We start from the raw sequence: 21,421 nt of genomic DNA, 5'->3' as shown, positions 1-21,421 counted from the left end.
GCAACCGCGGTCCGGGGATGTGAGCACTAACGCCTGAGGCAAAAGTGCAAGTGTGCTCTGTGCCTGCTAACGTCAAGCTCTGCAGCAGATTCCATGGCTTGCAGGCCACTGCCGAATGGAAAATACAGATGAGTGACCACAAAATCAGAGTCTTGCTGGTAGATGATCACAGCATCGTGCGTAGCGGCGTGCGACGCATGCTGGAGACTGCCGGCGAGATTGACGTTACGGGCGAAGCAGAGACGGCACAAGGCGCAATGCTCCTGGTCCGGGAGCAGGATTTCGACGTGGCGCTGGTAGACATTCAGCTTCCCGACAAGACCGGCCTTCAACTGCTCAAGCTCATGCGTGCAGAGAAGCCCAAGCTCGCCGTTCTGATGTTGAGCATGCATTCGGTCGAGGCCTATGCATTACGCGCGATCAAGCACGGCGCAGCGGGATACCTCACCAAGGATATTTCCGCAGCCACCCTGGTTACGGCAGTTCGCAAGGTGGCCTCAGGCGGCAAGCACGTCAGTCCTGAGCTGGCAGAAAAACTGGTCAACGCTATCGGCAGAAGCGACGGGGCACCCCACGAAGCACTATCCGACCGGGAGCTTGAAGTACTGAAGCTCCTCGCTTCAGGCGAGAGGATTGTCCGCATCGCTCAGATACTGCACTTGAGCCCAAGTACCGTCACGACGTACCGGGCACGGATCCTGGAAAAGACAGGGATGGACAGCAACGCGAAACTGGCCCGCTATGCGCTCGAAAACGGCCTGTTGACTTAGTACACCCTGCCATCCGACGCCGCCGGGCCGCTCAATCCTTCTCGGCTTCCTCAGCACTCCGCGGCACATGCCCGGCATCGCCGAAACGTCGCCTGGTCCTGCCTGCCTGTAGTGGAATCACTACAAAGAAGTCCTGCTAACGTCGATAGCGGGGACCGTACCAATCAAGCATATTTACCTCTCGGCAAATTTTCGTCCGTTCAATGGAGTTGTCTTTGTCAGCGTCTTGTACAGCCATTTTCACAAGTCAGAAAAGACTCCGGAATCGATATCCGCAAGTTGAGCGAGGAGTGCACGCTGCATTCGTGTTGAACCAATGTTCTAACTGGAGACGTCATGATGATAGGTTATTGGTTATGTGCGTTGCTGTGGGGTGTGGTGCTGCTGGAGGAGATCCAACTCATGCCCCCTCAGGAGTGGAAAGACGAGGGGCTGAAAAAGGTTCTGTTATTGCGCCGGACCAGAACCCGGACCGGCTACTTTATTGCGTTGATCGCGGGCGCGGTGTGCCTTTATAGCGAAATCCTGGTAGCGCCGGTCGAGCAGAGCATTTTCAATCCGGAGTTGATACTTGCTCTTTGCGGTGTTCTTTGGGGTGCTTATCTTTCCATAGTTTGTATGAAGGGCAAGCGATAGACGCCTATCTCAACTCATCCGAGGTTAGCGGACGAGTTCCAGGCGCGCGGCATTATTGATCGGGATGAGCGAAAGGGTCTGAGGCGACGGAGCATAATGCCCGTGCTGTCGAGGCGGTTTCAACACACTGGATTGGGTGTAGGCGGGATCTTGGTTAAACCGGCGCTGGCAGCACCTTGGGTGCTGCCAGCGAGGCTTGAGGCTGCACACTTCTGTCAGCCGAGGTTTTGTGAACTGCTAAGCAGCGGAATTTGAATTTATTGGCTAAAGCTGAACTTCCGTGTTCAACCTGGCTTCACCATCCAGCCAGGGCGGCGTTTCCTATTGTCCTGGTGCCTTGCTCCATACGCGCTTCGGTGTCTTTGCTTTTTGCCCAGGCAGTGAGCAGTACCATCGCCCCGAATCCACCGACGATGAGAAACGGATAGGCTGCCAGCAACTCCACCAGCGAGTACTTCCAGGCCAGCGGACGACCAACACCCAGCATGGCGGCATAGAACCACGACACGCCAGAGAGGGCGCCGGAGAACAGCGCCAGCATGCGCAGGCTGAAGGAAAGCTTGAGTAACGAACCGGCTTTTTTCAGCGCCGGCAATACAGCGCTATGCAACAGGAAGCCGTTAAAGGTCAACAGCACAACGATGCCGATCTTGGCTTGCAATTTTGGATTGAGAAAATACTCCATCCCCTTGCCGGCATAATCGATCCCTACAATGCCAATACCCGTAATCCAAAGCGCTACAAGTGCAAGCACTACGGTTTTTTGAAGGCTTTCCATGTGCGCGTCATCGTGGTGACCTGACGCATCCCCCTTCAGGAGTTGCTTGACCATTGCAATGTCACTGGTCAAGACCAGCCCGATTGCCACGCAGCAGGCGATAAGATGAAAATATACAACGCCCAAACGCACATATTCCACGGTGGACGAAGAGAACATACTAAGTTCCATGGTGACCTCTTGGCTTCAATAGTGAATCAACTTGGCTCTCGGCACGGATTGATTGGGTTTACCGTTGCTGACTGCCATTTAGATCCAGCAATTGTTATCAATTAATCTTGTGACATTACGCCAGCAAGATAATAGTGAGTTTCGCGAATGAACTTTTAGTCATTCGAATATGTCCATTTTCAGGTAACAATAAACATCATCCGCACTGAGTGCATATGAGATTTAACTTCCGCTTCTGGGGAGGGCGGCGAAGCCCGGAACCCGATCGACTGATTGATCAGGCAATGCTGGCGGGGTCGGCGGGGCTTCCACCCCATTCGAGGAAACGGATCTTGTGAACCTCGCCCTGGCTGTCCAGGTAGACAACAGTCACCGGCACCACGCCGGTCTTGTCGGATGTATCGGTACGCTGCAGTACCTGTTTCACATCGATGTCCATTCCGTAGTGGTAATCGACGGCCGAGACATGCGCGCCGGGTTCTTGCAGGCTGTTCTGGTCGAAGACACTGGGTGCGAGACTGGAAATCACCGCACTGACAATTGTGGCCATGCTCATAAGGCTGTACCTCTACTGACGTTTGCTTGACAAGGACCTAATGTGACACGTCGAGAAAGTGAAGTTCACTTCACCGCGACAAACGCGCCCGTTTGAAAAGCCTGTAGTGGCTGCAGCTGCAAACTCCCGGGAATTCCCCGCGCTTGACGCCTCTTGACCATTCGTCCTTTAAACCCCGTATTTGTTGGGTAAAGTCCGTTTTTTAAGGAGGTCTGACATGTCATGACGGATTTTCACACAAAGTGAATCAGTGCTTTCAATCTGTCGGCTGTCAGGGGAAAAATGTCGGGTATTGGTCGTCGCGAAGGGTTGCAAACGACCCAAAACCGCCCGTGACGACAGGCGGCTTTGGGATTGAAATGATCAGCCGTTTGATGGACGAGGCTAGCCTTTGCCTCCGCTGACACCGCTGCCGCTGCTACCACTGCCGCTGCTATCTTCCCGGTTATTGTCGTCCTCGACCTGTGGTCCGACGCCATCTCCGGTACGGAATGTCGGTAACGCAACCGAGTTCACGAACTTCACGCCGTCCCAGCTGGGCAATGGCGTGGGCATCAATTGGATCTGGCCCGGGTGCTCGGAGTCCCAGCGCAACAGCATCGCCGTGTCCTCATGTTGTGTATTGTGGCAGTGCTCCATGTAGGTACCGGCAAACTCACGGATGCGTAAGGCCATTTCGACATTGTCGAGGCTTTCGGGATGGGAGCCTACATTGTAGATATCCTTGCGCGCCCCTTTTTCCCATTCCGGTGGTGTCTTGCCACCTCGACTGAGAATGATCCCTTCCTCGAAGTGCACATGCACCGGGTGACTCCAGCCATTGCCGCCGTTCTGGATCTTCCAGACTTCCAGCGTGCCTTCCCCCTTGAACCCTGCCGGTGTCGGGCCGGTGGCCAGTTGTGGTGCGGCTGAAATCCGCCGCGGGTCCATGCCGAAACCTTCGCCGCCATCGGTCTTGATCGTCCAGGGCTTGAAATCCGTGCCATCGGAGCGGCCAAAGATAAAGGTGCGGTGCCGCGCCTGGGCAAGCCGCGCGATATCGGCAGGGTCATCACGGTGCAATGGCAGGGGGATCATTAACTTGCCCTCGGGCTTGCCAGGTTTGGCGGGCTCGAAGTCGACCGGGTTCATGCTGACATCCTGGCCGGTGTAGGGCTTGACGTTGATTTGCATGAATATGCCCACACCAGGGTCACCGTTGACCCACTGTGGTCCTTTGCTGGTCTGCCTGACAACGGGCAGGTATTTCCCGGAGAGTACATCCGCCAACGGAATATCAGCGTTGGGACGCTTGCCGTTTTCATGCTCCTCGATGTTGACGAAGAAAATCCTGTCGCCCGGCTTTATGCCGTTTTTTGCGAAGTCGACGACGATGTCATAGCGTTCTGAAATGCCCTGTATCGGTAGGATCGCATTGTGGTCCTGTGTGTCGCCGTCGCCGTCGAGGTCCAGGCTGCCATCGAACGGCACCGCGTGCTCCATGATATTGCCGTCGTTGGCAATCATGTGGAACGGCACGCGGGTATAAGACAGGCCTGAACCGGTCCGACCAGGAAACTCGCCACCATTACCATTGACCTGACGCACCACCGCCAGCTTGAAGTAGCGAGAAACCGATCCGTTGAGTATGCGGAAACGGTAGCGGCGGGCACGTACGTCCAGGAAGGGCTTGTACTCCCAGTTGGTCAACACCTGGTCACCGAGAAAACCGTCGGTGTTGAAGGGGTTGAACCACAACTGGCCGGCCTTGTCCCAGGCCTTGTCGGCGATCGTCAGGTTGACGTCATAGTCGCGGTTACCCCAACCCAGCGCGGAACCGCTGGGCAAGCGCAGGTTGACCCCGTCGTCGACCGCCTCGTTGCCACGGTCCACGGCACTGTAATAGTTCATCATCGTGGCATTGCCCTTGTAGACATTCTGCGCGGTGAAATCGAGCATGTGGTCGTGGAACCAGTGGCTGCTCATGGTTTCGCGCCAGTCGCCACGGATCTTGATGGTGCCGTTGTTGCAAGTCTTGAAGCCGGGCTTGGCGTCGTTGACGAAAAGGATTTCACCGGGGTCGCAGGGGAATGCCGCACGCGGATCCTGAGCGCTGGTATTGATGCTGTCGTAACCGGCCAACTGGATCGGCCAGCGATAGTCGTAGAACTGGCCCGGGAAGAAGAACGCGTTGGCAAAACCGTCGCTTTCGGCGGGCGAGTGGCCGTTATGTTCATGGGTGGTGATGGTGTGCAGGCCAAAACCACGGTTGGCTGACGGGTCAATGGGCAAGGCATCGTAATGACGCATCAGCATCGCCTGGCCGTAGCGCACCTGGAGCAGCTTGGGCGGAAAGGTGCCGTCGAATGTCCACAGCGCATTGTGGTCCTGGACAGGGAGGTTGGGGTGAAACTGCACTTGAATGCCCTTGGTTGTGCCCTCGTTGACCGGGCTGCCGTTGGTGTTGTGATAGAGCCCGCCAGGGGCAAACTCCCCCACGGCGTAGTTATGCCGTTGCATGCGATCACGCAAGCCGCTGTTGACGTGTGCGCCGGCCTGTACAGTCTTGAAGGCTTCGCGCGGGAAAAACTCATTGAAACGCTGGTGCGACCAGCCTTTTCCCGGTGGCCGGCCTTCTGCGGGCGAATCGACCCGGCGATTGAGGAAATCCTCGATCTGGGCCTTCCAGGGGTTGCGGTCCAGCACATTGGAGAACTCGGTCGGGAAGGGCGTCAAGGTGGGCTGCCTGAGAAAGGTATCCAGCGCAGCCGGCGACGGACCGCTACGCGCCACCTTCAATGGATCTTGCGCTGGTGCGGGTCCCAGCGTTGGAACCGGAAACGGAACGGGTGATGGCGGGTCGGCCGCATTCAGTTTGTTCGAGCCGAATTCCTCGAACAGTTCAAGCTTCTGCGTGAACGGTTGAGCTCCGAACACCGGGCTGGCGTTACCGTTGGTGGGGATATTGAAGCTGGGTTGCAGATCGGGTGGCAGCACATTGTCGACCAAGGGGGTCTTGCGGTTACCGACCACTCCATTGGGCAAGTCGAAGGCGCCGACGTTTGCCGCAGGCAGCTTGAGCAAGTCCCTCAAGGCGGCTTCGGGGTCGGCGGGCTGATTGGTGAACGCCGATGGGTCGGTAGGAGGCGGTGGGTCGGTGTTGTCGAGGGGGGCTGCCCGGGTCTGGGACAGGCCCAGCCCAAACACAATCATGGCAGCAGAGATACTCAACGCCAGTCTGGTTTTGGACAATGAACCAGGTATCAACCTTCCGGCATCCAGTTTCATCGCAAACACCTCTGACGGGTTCCTCGGAGCGTGGCAATGCATGGCATCGAGCCACTGCTTCCAGCCCCGGTTGGTTAAACTTTTGATTCCGGGCCGGGATGGAAACGATGCATATTTCCCGCCAAAAGTGACAGGGAGTGACTGGTGGCTCTACGCCGCAGCCCCCCTTGTCTGCTGGCTTCAAGTTGACGTATCAGAAGCCCGGATGGACACCCCTATACGGGGAATATCCCCCAATACAGGGGGCGATTGTGCGGGCGTGCGGGCCAGCAGTTAGCCGAAGCGGTTACCGGCCCAAACTGTTCAGTCGTGCAGGCCTGCCGTTTCATCCAGGTGGTCAATGTGTCTGAAACGCTCGACCAGGAAATCGATCAGGCTGCGCACGCGGGCTGACAGGTGCAACTGTTGCGGGTACACCGCATAAACGTCGGCGCGGGTCGGGGTCTGGTCTTCCAGCACTAATCGCAAGCGGCCGCTGCGCACGTATCGTGCAATGTCCCATTCGGCCCGCAACAGAATGCCGTAGCCTTCAAGCGCCCAATTCAGGGCCACTTCGCCGTCGTTGCAGCCGAGTGCGCCACGGACCTTGATGTTTTGCGTGCGCCCCCCGTTGGTGAAACTCCACACCCCGTAGGGCGTTTCGTTTTGCCTGAGAAAGATGCAGTTGTGTTGCTGCAGGTCCGACAGGCGTTGCGGCACGCCGTGCTTTTCCAGGTACAGCGGCGAAGCGCATAGGAGACGCCGGTTGGACGCGATCTTGCGCGCATGGAAGGCGGCGTCCGGCAGGGTACCGAAGCGGATGCCCAGGTCAAACCCATGGGTCGTCAGGTCCAGGGGGTGATCGCTGATTTCCAGCTGCACCTCCACCTCCGGGTACTGGGCGAAGAATGCACCCAGGGCAGGGCCGATGTATCGGCGACCGAAACCCAGCGACGCGTTGACCCGAATCAGGCCTTTGGGGGTGGCCCGACTGCTGTGGATCAACTGCTCGACCTCATCGATCTGCGTCAGGATACGGGCGGCGTGGGAAAACAGCAGTTCACCTTCCGAGGTCAGGCTCATGGAGCGCGTGGTGCGATTGACCAGGCGGATGCCCAGTCGAGCCTCCAGCGCGGTGAGACGCTTGCTGACCGCCGGTGGCGTGATACCCAGTTCCCGTGCGGTCGCGGCGAGACTGCCTTTATTGGCCAAAAGGTAGAAAAACGACAAATCCAGGGTCTGGCTCATTCGTAACTCAAAGTTATTTATGTAGTGATTATGAGTAACTCACAGCTATTTGTTCACTACATATACTCCGCTCACACCCTGATTGAACAGCCCGTTCGACAGGCACAACAAGAAACCTACGAGAGTGGAGTTGACCATGAGCGCATACAAGATTGCAGCGGTTCCAGGTGATGGCATTGGTGTCGAAGTGATTGCCGCTGGCGTCGAGGTGCTGCAAGCCCTGTCGAAAAACTCCGGCTTCCAGCTGGATTTCAAACACTTCGACTGGAACTCGGATAACTACCTGAAAAACGGCTACTACATTCCCGAAGGTGGCCTGGAAGAACTGAAAACCTTCAATGCCATCTTCTTCGGTGCAGTGGGCGCGCTCAATGTGCCGGATCACATTTCACTCTGGGGTTTGCGCCTGCCGATTTGCCAGGGCTTCGACCAATACGCCAACGTGCGTCCTGCCCGGGTACTGCCGGGGGTGAAAAGCCCGCTGCACAACGGCGATCAAATTGACTGGGTGGTGGTGCGGGAAAACTCCGAAGGTGAGTACTCCGGCAACGGTGGCCGGGTACACCGTGGCCTGCCGGAAGAGGTTGCCACCGAAGTCTCGGTATTCACCCGTGCCGGCGTCGAGCGCATTCACCGTTTCGCTTTCGAACTGGCGCGCAGTCGTCCGCGCAAGCACCTGACCATGGTCACCAAGTCCAACGCCCAGCGTCATGGCATGGTGTTGTGGGACGAGATTTTCTACGAAGTGGCCAAGGATTTCCCGGACGTCAGGATCGACAAGGAACTGGTCGATGCGGTGACTACGCGCATGGTGCTCAAACCGTCGACGCTCGATGTGATCGTCGCCACCAACCTGCACGCCGACATACTGTCGGACCTGGCGGCGGCACTGTCAGGCAGCCTGGGCATCGCACCGACCGCCAACCTCAACCCGTCCCGCCAATTCCCGTCGATGTTCGAACCGATCCACGGCTCGGCGTTCGACATCACCGGCAAAGGTGTGGCCAACCCGATCGCGACGTTCTGGACGGCGGCAATGATGCTCGAGCATCTCGGTGAACACGCCAGCGCCAAACAGTTGATGTCCGCGATCGAAGCGGTGACCGAAAGTGGTTTGCATACCCCGGATCTTGGCGGCAACGCCACCACCCGCCAGATCACGGATGCAGTCATCGCATTGATCAACCGCTGATTTTTCCAGCGCTTCCAGGCAGTACTGCGGCACAACGCCAAGGGGCGGGTCAGTTGATCTGACTCCCTGGCATTTCCTGACAACAATAAAAAATCAGGGCCCTGTCATGAAAAGAATATTCGGCAAACTCTATGTGCAAGTGCTGATGGCGGTGATCCTCGGTGCCATCGTCGGCGTGTTCGTTCCCGAAACCGGTGCTGCGCTCAAGCCCTTGGGCGATGCCTTCATCAAATTGATCAAGATGCTCCTCGCTCCGGTGATCTTTCTGACCGTGGTCACAGGGATTGCCCGCATGGAAAACATGAAGGAACTGGGGCGTGTGGGCTTTCGCGCCTTGCTCTATTTCGAAGTGGTCTCGACCCTGGCGCTGGTGGTCGGCCTGGTGGTGGTCGATGTGTTCAAGCCAGGTGCCGGCATGAACATCGACGTCGCCACCCTCGACACCTCCAGCCTGGCCACCTACACCACGGCGGTGAAACATGCATCGTTCATGGACTTCGTCATGAACATCATCCCTGACACCATCGTGGATGCCTTCGCCAAGGGCAATGTGCTGCAGATCCTGCTGTTTTCCATTCTGCTGGGCATCGCCCTGGCGCATGTAGGGCCACGGGGCAAGGCATTCGTCGATACGCTCGATAGCCTGATGCAAGGCATGTTCCGCATCGTCAGCATGGTTATGCGCCTGGCACCGATCGGCGCATTTGGTGCCATCGCCTTCACGATCGGCAAGTATGGCTTCGGCTCGCTGTTCTCTCTGGGCAAGTTGATGGCTTGCGTCTATCTCACCTGTGCCGTGTTCGTGATCTTCGTCCTCGGCCCGATCTGCCGCTACAGCGGTTTCAGCCTGTGGAAGTTCTTGAAGTTCATCAAGGAAGAATTGTTCACTGTGCTGGGTACCAGTTCTTCGGAGTCGGTGCTGCCACAGATGATTTCCAAAATGGAGAAGGCCGGGGTGTCCAAACCCGTCGCCGGAATGATCATTCCCTCCGGCCTGACCTTCAACCCGGACGGGCAAGCGATCTACTACACCATCGCCGCGATATTCATTGCCCAGGCGACCAACACGCCGCTGACCCTGACCGATCAACTGATCGTGCTGGCAGTACTGATGTTCACCTCCAAAGGCTCGGCCGGTGTCACTGGTTCCGGGTTCATCATTCTGGCCGCTACCTTGTCTTCCCTGGGCACCATACCGGTGGCGGGCATGGTGTTGCTGCTGGGCGTCGACCGGTTCATGTCGGAAGCGCGGGCAATCACCAATACCATCGGCAATGGTGTGGGCACCATGGCGATTGCCAAATGGGTCGGGGCGCTGGACACCGTCAAGATGCACAAGGCACTCAATGGTGGGATCGAGGAGCAAAAACCTGAGGCGGTGCGGGCGGAGGTGGTTCATGCCCATGCATCGGCAACGAGCAGCCCCTTGCTTCCCGGCCTTGAACAAACTTCACGAGTGTAGGTATCCAGGGGCTGATGTCCCGAATACAAAGGGCCCTTCGGGGCCCTTTATTGTTTTGCCGGCGGCTTCGACAGGGGAGGCTTGAACCCTCGGTGATTTGAAATGACGCAGGTCGCCTTCAGAAAATACAAATGAGAATACGTATCAAAACATGGCGGTGTGGTATACCATGCGCCACGATTTGTTGGCATGTATGCCGTCCTGTTTGGCTATTTTCACAAGGTTTCCTAGATGCGTCGTACTTTGATGTCTATCTGCGTGCTTCAGGCGTTTTCCGCTTCCTCCTGGGCGGAGCAAGCCACTACCGATAAATCCAGTCTGGAGTTGCAAGCGACAGACATCATTGGCACCGCAGACTTTGAAACCGCCCTGGGGCCGGTTGACGGCTATCGCGCGACGCGCTCGGCCAGCGCCACGCGCACCGATACGTCGATCCACGAAACGCCACAGTCCATCACCGTGGTCACCAGGGATGTCGTCGAGGACATCAGTGCCACCCGCTTGCAGGACGCCCTCGATTACGCTGGCGGGGTGGGGCGGGCCAACAATTTCGGCGGCCAGGGCCTGACCACCTTTACCGTGCGCGGCTTTACCACCGGGGAGTTCTATCGCAACGGATTCCCGATCAACCGTGGTTATCCGAACATGCCCGATGCCAACACCATCGAGCGACTGGAAGTACTGCGAGGGCCGGCGACCATGCTCTATGGCCGAGGCGATCCGGGCGGCACCTTTAACGTGATCTCCAAACAGCCCCTGGCCGTGCCCACTGTGACCCTGGGCAGCCAACTCGATGACCAGGGCATGAAGCGTGGCACGCTGGATGCCTCCGGCCCGCTGGACGAAGAGGGCCGCCTGGCCTATCGCCTGAACGTGGTGGGCGAGGGCGGTGATACCTTTCGCGATCATGTCGAAACCGAACGCTACGGCGTGACCCCGGTGCTGTCCTGGCAGGCCACCGACGACACCAAGGTAATTTTCGAAGGCGACTTCATGCGCAACAATCACCCGCTCGATCGCGGCGTGACGCGCTATCCGAATCAGATTGGCACCGCGTCCCGCGATACTTTTTTCGGCGAAAAAGACGTCGGTAAATTGCACAACGACAACAACATGGCGCAGCTGCGGTTTGAACATTTGTTGAGCGATAACTGGACGTTGGGCGGCGGATTCCAATGGCTCGACGGCACCCTCGAGGGGAATGCGGTCGAAGCCAACGGTGTGGCCGCGGACGGGCGCACCCTGGGCCGTAACTTCAACTACCGCAAGCTGGAGTGGACGGACAAGGACACCCAACTCAACCTCACCGGACATTTCACCACAGGCGGTTTCGATCACATCCTGCTGACCGGTGTCGAGTACGAGGATTACGACTACAAGTCGATCATCCAGCGCTCCAGCGGCGCGGTGAGTGCCTACCCGATCGATATCTTCAACCCGGTGTATGGCCAACCGCGTCCAGCCCTGACCCGAACCCCGACCAACGACAAGGAAAATCTCAAGACCTACGCGGCATTCGTCCAGGATCAGGTGGCCTTGACCGAACGTTTGAAAGTATTGGCCGGGGCCCGTTTCGAGCGCTTCGAGCATGATTACCAAACCTTCGTGCCCGGCGGCAGAAGCTGGGAGGCCAGCGACAATGCGGTGACCCCGCGCGTTGGCGTGACCTATGACCTCACCGACACCGTGGCGATCTACGCCGATACGGCTCGCTCGTTCAAACCCAATACCGGTGCCAGTCGCCAGGGCGGTGGTTTCGAACCGGAAAAGGGCAAGTCCTATGAACTGGGTATCAAGTGGGAAGCGCTGGACAGTCAATTGAGTGTCGACGCGGCGATCTACCAGATCGAAAAGCGCAACGTTCTCACCACCGATCCGGTGGACTCGACGTTCAGTGTGGCGGCAGGCGAGGTGCGCAGCCGTGGTTTCGACCTGAACATCGCCGGCAACCTGACCCCGCAATGGCGGGTGATTGGCGGCTACGCCTATGTCGATGCCGAAGTGACCAAGGACAACGTCATCAAGTCCGGCACCCGGCTGATGAACATTCCGCAGAACAGCTTCAGCCTGCTCAATGTCTACGAGTTCCAGGATGGCGCGCTCAAGGGGCTGGGGCTTGGCACCGGGCTCAAGTACGTCGATGAGCGTGCAGGGCAGACGGCCAACACGGCGTTTTCGATGGGCAGCTACACCGTGGTCGACCTGCTGAGCTATTACAAAGTGAACGACAGGGTCAGGCTCAACCTGGATGTGAAGAACCTGACGAACGAAGATTATGAGGAGGGCGCATTCGGCAACGTCTACGCCTATCCAGGGGCACCGAGAACGGTGCAGGTCGGTGTTTCCTATACGTTGTAAAGGTGAAGTCAACTTGACTGCGACGAACGCGCCGGCCTGAAAAGTCCGTAGTGGCTACAAACCCCCGGCAATTTCCCGCGCTTCACGCCTCTCGACCATTCGTCCTTCCCCCCTCGTATTTGTTGGTCAAAGTCCGTCATGACATGTCATGACGGACTGTCACTCAAGGCGACAATCGTTTCGTCACCTTCAGACTTCGTTAAGAAATACCTTTGATACTTCTCCCCATTAGATCCGGGGAGATGTTTTTCAATGTCCGATTTCAACTGGAACCTTCAGTTGCCGCTGCACTTTGGCCTGACCGAAGCACAGCAGATGTATCTGGTCAGGGCCTTGCCGGACGCCCCCCAACGGGGCGCCTTCGAAGCCTTTATCCAGCAACGTTTTCGTAAGGCCCACGGTGCCGATATCCGCCATTTCATGCCGGAGCTGTTTGGCATGAGCGATGCGTCCGGCGCGCTTTGTGCGGTGGTCGGGGTACGTCTGGCGAGCACCGGGCCGCTGTTCCTGGAAGGTTATCTGGACGAGCCGATCGATCCGCTGATCAGTGCCGCGGCCGACCACACCGTAAGCCGCTCGGACATCGTCGAGGTAGGCAACCTGGCTGCCAGCGACACCGGCAGCGCACGGATGAGCATCATCGTGATGACCTACCTGCTCGCCATGGGGGGGTTGGAATGGGTCGCTTTCACCGGAAACCTGGGGCTGGTCAACAGCTTTCATCGCCTTGGCTTGAAGCCCGTGACCCTGTGTGCTGCCGACCCGGCGCGCCTGGGCGAGGACCGCCATGCCTGGGGCAGTTACTACGAAAGCAAACCCTGGGTTCATTTCGGCAATATCCGCTCCGGTTTCATTCATTTGCGCAACACTGGCCTGTTCAGTCGCCTGGGCTTGCCGACCTCCATTGAAGGGGACTGCCATGTCGCCTGAAATGGAGCGTTTCAAACAGGCCCTGCGTCATCATGCCGAGCAAAAAACCAATGCCATTGCCTTGTGGGGCGATCATCTGAAGCTGGACTACGCCACGCTGTATGCCGAGGTCATTTATCGCCAGCAGCGCCTGCGCGATGAGCTGGTCAGGGTGGTCGCCCTGGCGCTGGACAATGGCGTCGAAGCCATGCTGTGGGACCTGGCCGCGTTGTTCGAGGGATTGACCTGCGTGGCCTTGCCGCCTTTTTTCAGTCCGGCGCAACGTAAGCATTGCCTGGAGCAGAGCCAGGCCGAACATGTCATTGCCGAACCGCAATTGCACGACGAGCTGCAAGCGGCTGGGTATCAGAAGGACGGCGAGTTCTGGCTCCGTACCTTCAATGGCCCGAACCGAATGCCTGAAGGCACCGCCAAGTTGACCTTCACCTCGGGTACCACAGGCACGCCCAAGGGCGTGTGCTTGAGTGCCGACAGCATTCTGCGGGTCGCTCGCGAGCTGCACCTGGCCAGCCAGCCCACCGACCCGCAACACCACCTGGCGTTGCTGCCGCTGGCCATTTTGCTGGAAAACATCGGTTGTTACGCCGCACTGTATGCCGGCGCTACCCTGAGCCTGCCCAGCCAGAAAGCACTGGGGATTCAAGGCGCCAGCGGTGCGGATGTGACCCAGCTGTTGGGGTGCCTGGCCAGCCGTTCGCCCCAGAGCCTGATTCTGGTGCCGCAGTTGTTGCTGATGCTGGTCAGTGCGGCCGAGCAGCAGGCTTTCGACCCACAGCATCTGCGTTTTACCGCCGTGGGCGGTGCCCGGGTCAGCGAAGATCTCCTGCATCGCGCCCAACGCGTGCGCATACCCGTCTATGAAGGTTACGGGCTGTCCGAGTGCGCGTCGGTAGTGTGCCTCAATCGCCCGCAAGCACAGCGCCCCGGCAGTGTCGGACGGCCATTGCCCCATGTGCAGATTCGCCTGGCGGACGACGGTGAAGTGCTGATCAAGGGTTCAACCTTGCTGGGCTATCTGGGAGAGCCGCCGCATACCGCCCAGTGGTGGCCCAGCGGCGATCTCGGCGAGTTCGACGCCGAAGGTTTTCTCTATCTCAAGGGACGCAAGAAACATCAGTTCGTCACCAGTTTCGGTCGCAACGTCAACCCCGAGTGGGTGGAAGCCGAATTGACCCAGCGTGGGCCCATCGCCCAGGCCTTCGTCTATGGCGAGGCCATGCCTCACAACCATGCGCTGCTCTGGCCCCATCGCCCGGACTGCACCGACGAACAACTGGCCGCCGCCGTAGCCCAGGCCAACGAGGCTTTGCCCGAGTACGCCCACATCCATCACTGGAGCCGGCTAGACCAACCCTTCACTGCCACCAACGGCTTGCTCACCGCCAATGGCCGGCCCCGCCGTGACGCCATCATCGAACGCTACCGGGGGCAATTGGCCGAATCTGCATTTTCCGAGGAATCCGCACCATGAGTTTTTTTGACAGGCTGCAACAAGCCACCGAGCAAGAACGCAATGAACTGTTCAACCTGCCGATCATCCGTGATGCGCTGCAGGGCGAAGTCAGTCTGGAAAGTTACCGGGCGTTTCTGGCACAGGCCTATTACCACGTGCGCCATACCGTGCCATTGATGATGGCCTGCGGTGCGCGCCTGCCGTTGCGCCTGGAATGGTTGCGCAAAGCGGTATGTGAATACATCGAGGACGAATACGGCCATGAACAATGGGTACTCGATGACATTCAAGCCTGCGGCGGCGACAGGGACGCTGTACGCGACGGGCGCCCGTCATTGCCGATCGAGTTGATGGTCAGTTTCCTCTACGACCTGATCGCCAGGGACAATCCGGTGGGATTGTTCGGCATGGTCAACGTGCTCGAAGGTACGAGCATCGCCTTGGCCACCCACGCCGCCGGCAGTATTCGCCAACGCCTGGACTTGCCGGAAAGCGCTTTCAGCTACCTCAGTTCCCACGGCTCGCTGGATATCGAACATATGCAGACCTACCGTCGACTGATGAACAGCCTTGAAGACCCGGGCGACCAGGCCGCCGTCATTCACGCCTCCAAAGTGGTGTACCGGCTCTACACCGATATGTTTCGTGGCTTGCCGCGTAACGGGGAGAGCCTGCATGCGCCTGTCTGAAGCTCGCGTCGTGTTGACCGGTGCCAGCGGCGGCATCGGCCTGGCCATCGCCACCGCACTGTGCGCCAGTGGTGCCCGGGTGCTGGCCGTGGCTCGGCATCGGGAACCCTTGGTGCCGCTGCTTGAGCTTTATCCCGGTAACCTGAGTTGGGTCCGCGCGGACCTGACGCTGCTCACCGACCGCCGCGAGGTATTGGCGCGGGCGCAGGGCATCGGCGGCATCAACCTGCTGATCAATGCCGCCGGGGTCAACCATTTCGCCATGCTCGAACAACTGGACGACAGTGAAATCAATTCGATGCTCGCGGTGAACATTGGCGCGCCGATGTGCCTGACAAAACTGATGTTGCCACTGCTCAAGCAAGCCGACAGTGCCATGGTGGTGAACGTCGGTTCGACCTATGGCTCCATTGGCTACCCCGGCTACGCCAGCTACTGCGCCACCAAGTTTGCCCTGCGCGGGTTTTCCGAAGCCTTGCGTCGAGAGTTGGCAGACACCCGGGTCAGTGTGCTTTACGTCGCCCCGCGAGCGACCCGTACCAGCATGAACAGCCCGCAGGCCCAGGCGCTGAACGATGCGCTCAAAGCCAATGTCGACGATCCGCAAACCGTGGCGGCCGCGGTGATTCATGCCATTGCCGGTGAACGTCGCGACTTGTACCTGGGCTGGCCCGAGCGTTTTTTTGTACGCCTGAACAGCCTCCTGCCCCATCTGGTGGACCGTGGTTTGCGCAAACAATTGCCGCTGATCCGCCGCCTGAGCCAGAAACCCGACCAGGAGAATCCCGAACCATGAAAAAGATCATCGCTTGCCTGCTGCTTGGCGCCTTGAGCCAGAGTGTCTGGGCGCTGGATGCTGCCGACCAGCAGCGTCTCAACAGTATCCAGCAAAGCTGGGCGCACATTCAGTACGAGTTACCCGAGGGGCAACGAACCGCGGCTTTCGAAAAACTGGCCGCCCAGGCTTCGAGCTTCAAGCAGGAACGCCAAACGGTGGCCGAGGCCTGGATCTGGTCCGGCATTGTCACCAGTAGCTGGGCGGGCGCCCAGGGGGGACTGGGTGCGCTGGGCAAGGTCAAGGATGCCAAGGCCGACCTGGAAAAAGCCCTGGCCCTGGACCCCAAGGCCCTGCAAGGCTCAGCCTATACCAGCCTGGGGGCGCTCTATGACCGCGTACCCGGTTGGCCCATCGGTTTCGGCGACGCTGACAAGGCCGAGCAGTTGCTCAAGCTGGCATTGCAAATGAACCCCAACGGCATCGACAGCCTGTACTTCTGGGGCGATCACCTCTACCGTCAGAAGCGTTATGTCGAAGCCAGGGCTGCGCTGCAAAAAGCCTTGCTGGCTGCGCCTCGACCTGGCCGCGAGAGCGCTGATGCCGGGCGCCGCAAGGAGATCGAAACGCTGTTGGTGGACGTGAACAAGAAACTTGGCTGACAGGAGACCCTGTGCGTTTATTACTCATAGAGGATGACGTGGCACTCGGCGAGGGCATTCATCAGGCCCTCGGCCGTGAAGGTTATACCGTCGACTGGTTGCAAGACGGCAACAGCGCCTTGCACTCGTTGCTCAGTGAAATCTTCGATCTGGCGGTGCTCGACCTTGGCCTGCCTCGCATGGACGGTCTCGAAGTGCTCAGGCGCTTGCGCGACAGCGGTTCCAACCTGCCGGTGTTGATCCTGACCGCGCGCGATGCCACCGAAGACCGCATCGCCGGCCTGGATGCCGGCGCCGATGACTACCTGATCAAGCCTTTCGACCTGGCAGAACTGAAGGCGCGCATACGTGCGTTGCTTCGGCGCAGCGCCGGGCGTGGACAATCGCTGATCGAGCACGCCGGTATCAGCCTGAACCCCGGCACCCAGCAAGTGAGCTACAAAGGCGAGCCGGTGGCCCTGACACCCAAGGAGTACCAGTTGCTCCACGAGTTGCTCTCGCCACCGGGCCGGGTAATGACTCGCGACCATCTGATGCAGTTGTTGTACGGTTGGAACGAAGAGGCGGAAAGCAACACCCTGGAAGTGCACATCCATCACCTGCGCAAGAAGTTCTCCACCGATCTGATCCGCACCGTCCGTGGTATCGGGTACCTGGTGGAGGAGCGTCGATGAGTTCGATCCGGCGTCGCACCCTGGTCCTGATCATCGGTCTGATGCTCGCCGGCCTGGGCGTGATCAGTGTGTTCAATCTGCACGACAGCAATCACGAAATCGCCGAAGTCTATGATGCCCATCTGGCCCAGAACGCTCGCCTGCTGCAAGGGGTCATGCGCATGCCCATGGTGAGCAAGGACCATGCGGACCTGTACAAGGCTTTCAACCAGGCCCTGAACGAGGCGACGCCCAGGGCCGAAGGGCATCCGTATGAAACGAAGATTGCGTTTCAGGTATGGAACGCCAGGAACGAAGTGCTGGTACATACGGCCAGCTCTCCGTCCTTCAGCACACCGCCGGTCACACCAGGCTTCAGCGATGTAGTCGATCTGAACAATCGGCATTGGCGCGCCTTCCTGCTTGAAGACAAGCAGAACAACCTGCGCATCTGGGTGGGTGAACGGGACGACGTGCGAATGGACCTGGTGGACCGGATCGTACGCCACACGCTGTGGCCCAATATCCTGGGGAGTCTGTTGCTGGCCGCCATGATCTGGCTGGCCATCGGCTGGGGATTGAAGCCGCTGGTCAACATGGCTGCAACGCTGCGGGCCCGCAAGCCCGGCTCGCTCGAACCCCTGCAATTGACGCCGCTACCCACTGAGCTTGAGCCCATGCAGGCGGCCCTCAATCGCATGCTCGCGCAAATTCAGGAAATCATGGGGCGCGAGCGACGCTTTATCGCCGATGCCGCCCACGAAATGCGTACACCCCTGGCCGTGCTCAGGATCCACGCGCAAAACCTGATGGAAGCGGGGAGTGAAGAGGATCGTCGCGCATCGCTGGAATTCCTGATTGCCGGTGTGGACCGTACCAGTCGACTGGTCAATCAATTGCTGACGATGGCTCGTATTGAGCCTGGAGCAGGGACTGAACTGCCTGCATCTATTGATCTGGCCAGCACCGTTCGCGACAGCCTGGTCCAGTTGACGCCCTGGTTGCTGAGCAAGGGGCTGGAACTGGTTTTTGAAGTCAGCGACGACATCATCCTTGCCAGAGTCGACCCGGCCGCGATCGATATTGCCTTGAACAACCTGGTGACCAATGCGGCGAATTTCTCCCCTCGGCATGGCGTGATCACTGTAAGGCTGGTCGAGAAGGAAACCCGCTACGAACTGTCTGTCGAGGATGAGGGCCCGGGCATCAACGAGCAGGATCGCGATCGGCTTTTCGAGCGTTTCTACAGCCGCGGAAATGATCAGGGTGCAGGGTTGGGGCTGACCATCGTCAAGGCCATTGCCGATCGCTTTGGTGGGCAGGTCAAACTGGAGAACCGCACCCCTGCAGGGTTACGCGCGACGTTGGAAATCCGTCGCTTTTGACGTTGTTCCTGGTTTTGCCTGGTGCAACGTCCAGGGGAGCGATTGTTGGTCGGATGAAAACATACGACTGGTGACCGGCGTGCCCCCGGGTTCCCTGCTATTAATCAATGAATGTTCGAATGCTTATCCGTTCGGGAGCCGCGTCATGAGTCCATCCATTCGCATCGGCATAGTCGACGATCATCCGATGTTACGTGAGGGCGTTGCCAATACGTTGAGAAAACGGGCGGATCTTCAGGTCGTGGAGCAGGGCGCCAATGCGCAGGATGCCAGGGATATCGCCCAGAGGGTGTACCCGGACGTGATGCTGATGGACGTCAATATGCCGGGGGATGTGTTCGCCGCGGTGCGCTTCATTTCCACTGAACTGCCGGATGTGAAGGTGCTGATGCTGACGGTTTCGGAGTCTGAAGATGACGCCTTTCTGGCACTGGATGCTGGCGCGCGCGGGTATGTGTTGAAGGGTGTCAGCGGACCGGACCTGATCCTGGCGATCAGGTCGGTTGCCAAGGGTGAGACCTATATCACCCCCGAGTTTGCCAACAAACTGCTGAGTAACAGCAAGAAGCACGAGGCGCAAACGCCCAACTTTGATTTGACCCACCGCGAGGAGGAGGTCATTCGAGAAGTTTCAAAGGGTCTGACCAACAGGGAAGTCGCGACAAGGCTGTCGATCAGCGAAAAAACCGTCAAGCACCACATGGGCTGCGTGATGCACAAGCTGCACGCCCGAAATCGTGTCGAAGCGGTCACGGCTCTACGGCGTTATTGGGAGCGTGAAGCTGTCGGGCGCCTTCACAACGGTGAGGGGAAAACCCCAGTGGATGCCCACAGCAGCTCTGACTAAAGCTTGAACTGTGCATTGACCGACGTACCCGAGGCGCTGGAGTCGATGCTGAACAACCCGCCCAGGGATTCAACGCGATAACGCAAACCGGCGAGTCCCAATCGGGTTCTGCCGGATGTATCGAGCAGCATGGCGTCCTGCGCCATGCCCGGACCACCGTCCCTCACGCTGATGTTCAATACCTCATCAACGTATTGCGCACGGATGACCTGGCCTTCGCCGTTGGCATGACGGAAAGCGTTGTTGAGGGTTTCTTGCACAAAACGGTACAAGCAGAGTTTGAGCGGCAGTGGCGCGGCCTCCGGTAGCCGCCCCATGGTTAATGTGACCCGGGTGCCAGTGCGTTGCTCGTGCCGTTGCGCCACCAGTTGCAACTCTTCCTCCAGGCTCAGGTCGTTGATTTCCGGAAGCGCCAGGCCTCGTGATAAATCGCGGACCTCGCTCAATGCGTCGGTGGCGGCGCCACGAATGGTTTCCAGCGACTCCTGATCGACAGCGGAGCAGTTTTCGGCCAGGTCGTCGAGACGGATCAGAATCAAGGTCAACAACTGCGCCGGCCCATCGTGCAGGTCTGCACCAATGCGCCGCAAGGTGAGTTCGTTGATCCGGGAAAACTCCTGGGTAGCCGTCGCCATCTTGTGCTGGAGTTCGGCATTGCTGAGATGCAGGCGGGTTTGCTCCTGCAACCGCATGCGCAGTGCCACTTGCTGTCGCAGGATAATCTTGTCACTGCGTCGCACGATGAAGAAGAGCAGCGTCAGCATCGCCAGTGTCGCGGTGCCTACGTCCACCCACACCTGCTGCCGGACGCGATTGATCTCGCGCTTGAGGCTATCGGCCTTTTCATAAAACTCGCCCACCGCAATGATATCTCCGGTGCGTGAGTCGCGAAGGGGCGCGTAGATCTCATAGAGCGGCATGTTGAGTTTGCGCTCGAACTCGTTCTCATCCTCCTCCTTCAGGTCTTTGAGGTCGGTAACCACATTGCCCTTGAGTGCCTCGGTGATTTCATCGAGTGGGAATTTGCGGTCAGTGATGGCTTTGTTCGTGCCGTAGATCACCGTGCCATCTGCTCGCCAGATCTTGATCGAAACAATGTGCTGTTTGAGCGAACGACTTTCCGCGAGGCGATCGAGGGACTGGACGCTGGCAGCCGAGAGGGCGTTGTCCCGGCTCATTTCCTGCACATAGGGCTCCAGAAACGTATCCATGTACTGAGCGGCAGCTTCTGCTGCGCTGTGCACGGCGGCGTTTTCTATCCGTTCACTCACCAGATTACCGACGAAGAACATGGTCAGCCCCAGGATCACTGCAGCGACAATGACAAACTGGGTCGAGCGACTGAGTTCGCGCGCCTGGCCCCCGATGCGAGTGCGCCTGATGCCATTGCCAGCCACTTCGCAAACAGGGGCTGGTTCGCCCGGGGACTCAGTCTCCTGCGCGGTAAACGTCTGGTTTTTTGATTCGGCTCTTGCATCTTTTTCCATCGGCCTGATTCCGTGATCATCGTGATATGTCGGTTGGAAACCCTGCAATTCGATGGATATCTGGAGATTGGCTGTGGGCGCCATGCCCATGACTGACAGTAGTTCACTGTATAGCGATCCGAC

General features: G+C 58.6%; 18 protein-coding genes. 13 read left to right on the top strand and 5 right to left on the bottom strand.

Going from position 1 to position 21,421, the window contains the following annotated elements:
• Positions 1-128: 128 nt before the first annotated feature.
• Complete coding sequence (locus ASD95_RS15975; RefSeq protein WP_056724988.1) at positions 129-770, top strand: response regulator; 642 nt, start codon at positions 129-131, stop codon at positions 768-770.
• A 336-nt stretch (positions 771-1,106) separates the two neighbouring features.
• Positions 1,107-1,406: a hypothetical protein gene (locus ASD95_RS15970; protein ID WP_056724986.1), complete on the top strand. Its 300-nt coding sequence runs from the start codon at positions 1,107-1,109 to the stop codon at positions 1,404-1,406.
• 295 nt (positions 1,407-1,701) lie between these two features.
• On the opposite strand, the gene ASD95_RS15965 is transcribed toward ASD95_RS15970, so the two are convergent.
• The 4 genes from ASD95_RS15965 to ASD95_RS15950 form a co-directional block, all read right to left on the bottom strand.
• Entirely contained in the window at positions 1,702-2,355 is a 654-nt protein-coding gene (locus ASD95_RS15965; protein ID WP_056724984.1) for a hypothetical protein, read from the bottom strand.
• 277 nt (positions 2,356-2,632) lie between these two features.
• Positions 2,633-2,911 carry a DUF2790 domain-containing protein gene (locus ASD95_RS15960; RefSeq protein ID WP_056724982.1) on the bottom strand — a complete coding sequence of 93 codons (279 nt, stop codon included), beginning with the start codon at positions 2,909-2,911 and terminating at the stop codon, positions 2,633-2,635.
• Between the two features lie 384 nt (positions 2,912-3,295).
• Complete coding sequence (locus tag ASD95_RS15955; RefSeq protein ID WP_056724980.1) at positions 3,296-6,178, bottom strand: multicopper oxidase domain-containing protein; 2,883 nt, start codon at positions 6,176-6,178, stop codon at positions 3,296-3,298.
• A 303-nt stretch (positions 6,179-6,481) separates the two neighbouring features.
• On the bottom strand, positions 6,482-7,405 hold the full coding sequence (locus tag ASD95_RS15950) for a LysR family transcriptional regulator (protein ID WP_056724978.1): 924 nt from the start codon (positions 7,403-7,405) through the stop codon (positions 6,482-6,484).
• Between the two features lie 136 nt (positions 7,406-7,541).
• Here ASD95_RS15950 and ASD95_RS15945 point away from each other — a divergent pair, with 136 nt between their 5' ends.
• From ASD95_RS15945 to ASD95_RS15895, 11 genes are all read left to right on the top strand, one after another.
• Complete coding sequence (locus tag ASD95_RS15945; RefSeq protein WP_056724976.1) at positions 7,542-8,597, top strand: tartrate dehydrogenase; 1,056 nt, start codon at positions 7,542-7,544, stop codon at positions 8,595-8,597.
• 106 nt (positions 8,598-8,703) lie between these two features.
• The gene (locus ASD95_RS15940) at positions 8,704-10,059 is read left to right on the top strand and encodes a dicarboxylate/amino acid:cation symporter (protein ID WP_056724974.1); all 1,356 of its coding nucleotides are present in this window, start codon (positions 8,704-8,706) and stop codon (positions 10,057-10,059) included.
• A gap of 231 nt (positions 10,060-10,290) precedes the next feature.
• The gene (locus ASD95_RS15935; protein ID WP_056724972.1) at positions 10,291-12,417 is read left to right on the top strand and encodes a TonB-dependent siderophore receptor; all 2,127 of its coding nucleotides are present in this window, start codon (positions 10,291-10,293) and stop codon (positions 12,415-12,417) included.
• A gap of 252 nt (positions 12,418-12,669) precedes the next feature.
• Positions 12,670-13,347: a thermostable hemolysin gene (locus tag ASD95_RS15930; protein ID WP_056724970.1), complete on the top strand. Its 678-nt coding sequence runs from the start codon at positions 12,670-12,672 to the stop codon at positions 13,345-13,347.
• Positions 13,337-14,818: an AMP-binding protein gene (locus ASD95_RS15925; RefSeq protein WP_056724968.1), complete on the top strand. Its 1,482-nt coding sequence runs from the start codon at positions 13,337-13,339 to the stop codon at positions 14,816-14,818. The genes ASD95_RS15930 and ASD95_RS15925 overlap by 11 nt, the downstream gene beginning before the upstream one ends.
• Positions 14,815-15,489 (top strand): TenA family transcriptional regulator, encoded by a 675-nt coding sequence (locus tag ASD95_RS15920; RefSeq protein WP_056724967.1) that lies wholly within the window; start codon positions 14,815-14,817, stop codon positions 15,487-15,489. The genes ASD95_RS15925 and ASD95_RS15920 overlap by 4 nt, the downstream gene beginning before the upstream one ends.
• Positions 15,476-16,285, top strand: a complete 810-nt coding sequence (locus ASD95_RS15915; protein WP_056724965.1) for an SDR family oxidoreductase — start codon at positions 15,476-15,478, stop codon at positions 16,283-16,285. The genes ASD95_RS15920 and ASD95_RS15915 overlap by 14 nt, the downstream gene beginning before the upstream one ends.
• Positions 16,282-16,926 (top strand): tetratricopeptide repeat protein, encoded by a 645-nt coding sequence (locus ASD95_RS15910; RefSeq protein ID WP_056724963.1) that lies wholly within the window; start codon positions 16,282-16,284, stop codon positions 16,924-16,926. The genes ASD95_RS15915 and ASD95_RS15910 overlap by 4 nt, the downstream gene beginning before the upstream one ends.
• 11 nt (positions 16,927-16,937) lie before the next feature.
• Positions 16,938-17,600, top strand: a complete 663-nt coding sequence (locus ASD95_RS15905) for a response regulator (protein ID WP_056724962.1) — start codon at positions 16,938-16,940, stop codon at positions 17,598-17,600.
• On the top strand, positions 17,597-18,964 hold the full coding sequence (locus ASD95_RS15900) for a sensor histidine kinase (RefSeq protein ID WP_056724960.1): 1,368 nt from the start codon (positions 17,597-17,599) through the stop codon (positions 18,962-18,964). The genes ASD95_RS15905 and ASD95_RS15900 overlap by 4 nt, the downstream gene beginning before the upstream one ends.
• Positions 18,965-19,109: 145 nt before the next feature.
• Positions 19,110-19,811, top strand: coding sequence for a response regulator (locus tag ASD95_RS15895; protein WP_056724958.1), 702 nt, complete (start codon positions 19,110-19,112; stop codon positions 19,809-19,811).
• On the opposite strand, the gene ASD95_RS15890 is transcribed toward ASD95_RS15895, so the two are convergent.
• Positions 19,808-21,298, bottom strand: a complete 1,491-nt coding sequence (locus ASD95_RS15890) for a sensor histidine kinase (protein WP_056724956.1) — start codon at positions 21,296-21,298, stop codon at positions 19,808-19,810. The two genes, ASD95_RS15895 and ASD95_RS15890, sit on opposite strands and share 4 nt — an antisense overlap.
• Positions 21,299-21,421: the final 123 nt, after the last annotated feature.

Source organism: Pseudomonas sp. Root71 (genome assembly GCF_001429045.1).
GTDB lineage: Bacteria > Pseudomonadota > Gammaproteobacteria > Pseudomonadales > Pseudomonadaceae > Aquipseudomonas > Aquipseudomonas monachiensis.
The sequence above is the reverse complement of the archived record's forward strand: the minus strand, read 5'-3'. Positions and strand labels throughout refer to the sequence as shown.

Bases quoted from the DNA above. Each gene is read 5' to 3' on its own strand.
- ASD95_RS15960 (WP_056724982.1), bottom strand. From the start codon at position 2,911: ATGAGCATGGCCACAATTGTCAGTGCGGTGATTTCCAGTCTCGCACCC.
- ASD95_RS15975 (WP_056724988.1), top strand. From the start codon at position 129: ATGAGTGACCACAAAATCAGAGTCTTGCTGGTAGATGATCACAGCATC.
- ASD95_RS15970 (WP_056724986.1), top strand. From the start codon at position 1,107: ATGATGATAGGTTATTGGTTATGTGCGTTGCTGTGGGGTGTGGTGCTG.
- ASD95_RS15915 (WP_056724965.1), top strand. From the start codon at position 15,476: ATGCGCCTGTCTGAAGCTCGCGTCGTGTTGACCGGTGCCAGCGGCGGC.
- ASD95_RS15925 (WP_056724968.1), top strand. From the start codon at position 13,337: ATGTCGCCTGAAATGGAGCGTTTCAAACAGGCCCTGCGTCATCATGCC.
- ASD95_RS15890 (WP_056724956.1), bottom strand. From the start codon at position 21,298: ATGGAAAAAGATGCAAGAGCCGAATCAAAAAACCAGACGTTTACCGCG.
- ASD95_RS15930 (WP_056724970.1), top strand. From the start codon at position 12,670: ATGTCCGATTTCAACTGGAACCTTCAGTTGCCGCTGCACTTTGGCCTG.
- ASD95_RS15895 (WP_056724958.1), top strand. From the start codon at position 19,110: ATGAGTCCATCCATTCGCATCGGCATAGTCGACGATCATCCGATGTTA.
- ASD95_RS15965 (WP_056724984.1), bottom strand. From the start codon at position 2,355: ATGGAACTTAGTATGTTCTCTTCGTCCACCGTGGAATATGTGCGTTTG.
- ASD95_RS15920 (WP_056724967.1), top strand. From the start codon at position 14,815: ATGAGTTTTTTTGACAGGCTGCAACAAGCCACCGAGCAAGAACGCAAT.
- ASD95_RS15955 (WP_056724980.1), bottom strand. From the start codon at position 6,178: ATGAAACTGGATGCCGGAAGGTTGATACCTGGTTCATTGTCCAAAACC.
- ASD95_RS15910 (WP_056724963.1), top strand. From the start codon at position 16,282: ATGAAAAAGATCATCGCTTGCCTGCTGCTTGGCGCCTTGAGCCAGAGT.
- ASD95_RS15900 (WP_056724960.1), top strand. From the start codon at position 17,597: ATGAGTTCGATCCGGCGTCGCACCCTGGTCCTGATCATCGGTCTGATG.
- ASD95_RS15945 (WP_056724976.1), top strand. From the start codon at position 7,542: ATGAGCGCATACAAGATTGCAGCGGTTCCAGGTGATGGCATTGGTGTC.
- ASD95_RS15950 (WP_056724978.1), bottom strand. From the start codon at position 7,405: ATGAGCCAGACCCTGGATTTGTCGTTTTTCTACCTTTTGGCCAATAAA.
- ASD95_RS15935 (WP_056724972.1), top strand. From the start codon at position 10,291: ATGCGTCGTACTTTGATGTCTATCTGCGTGCTTCAGGCGTTTTCCGCT.
- ASD95_RS15940 (WP_056724974.1), top strand. From the start codon at position 8,704: ATGAAAAGAATATTCGGCAAACTCTATGTGCAAGTGCTGATGGCGGTG.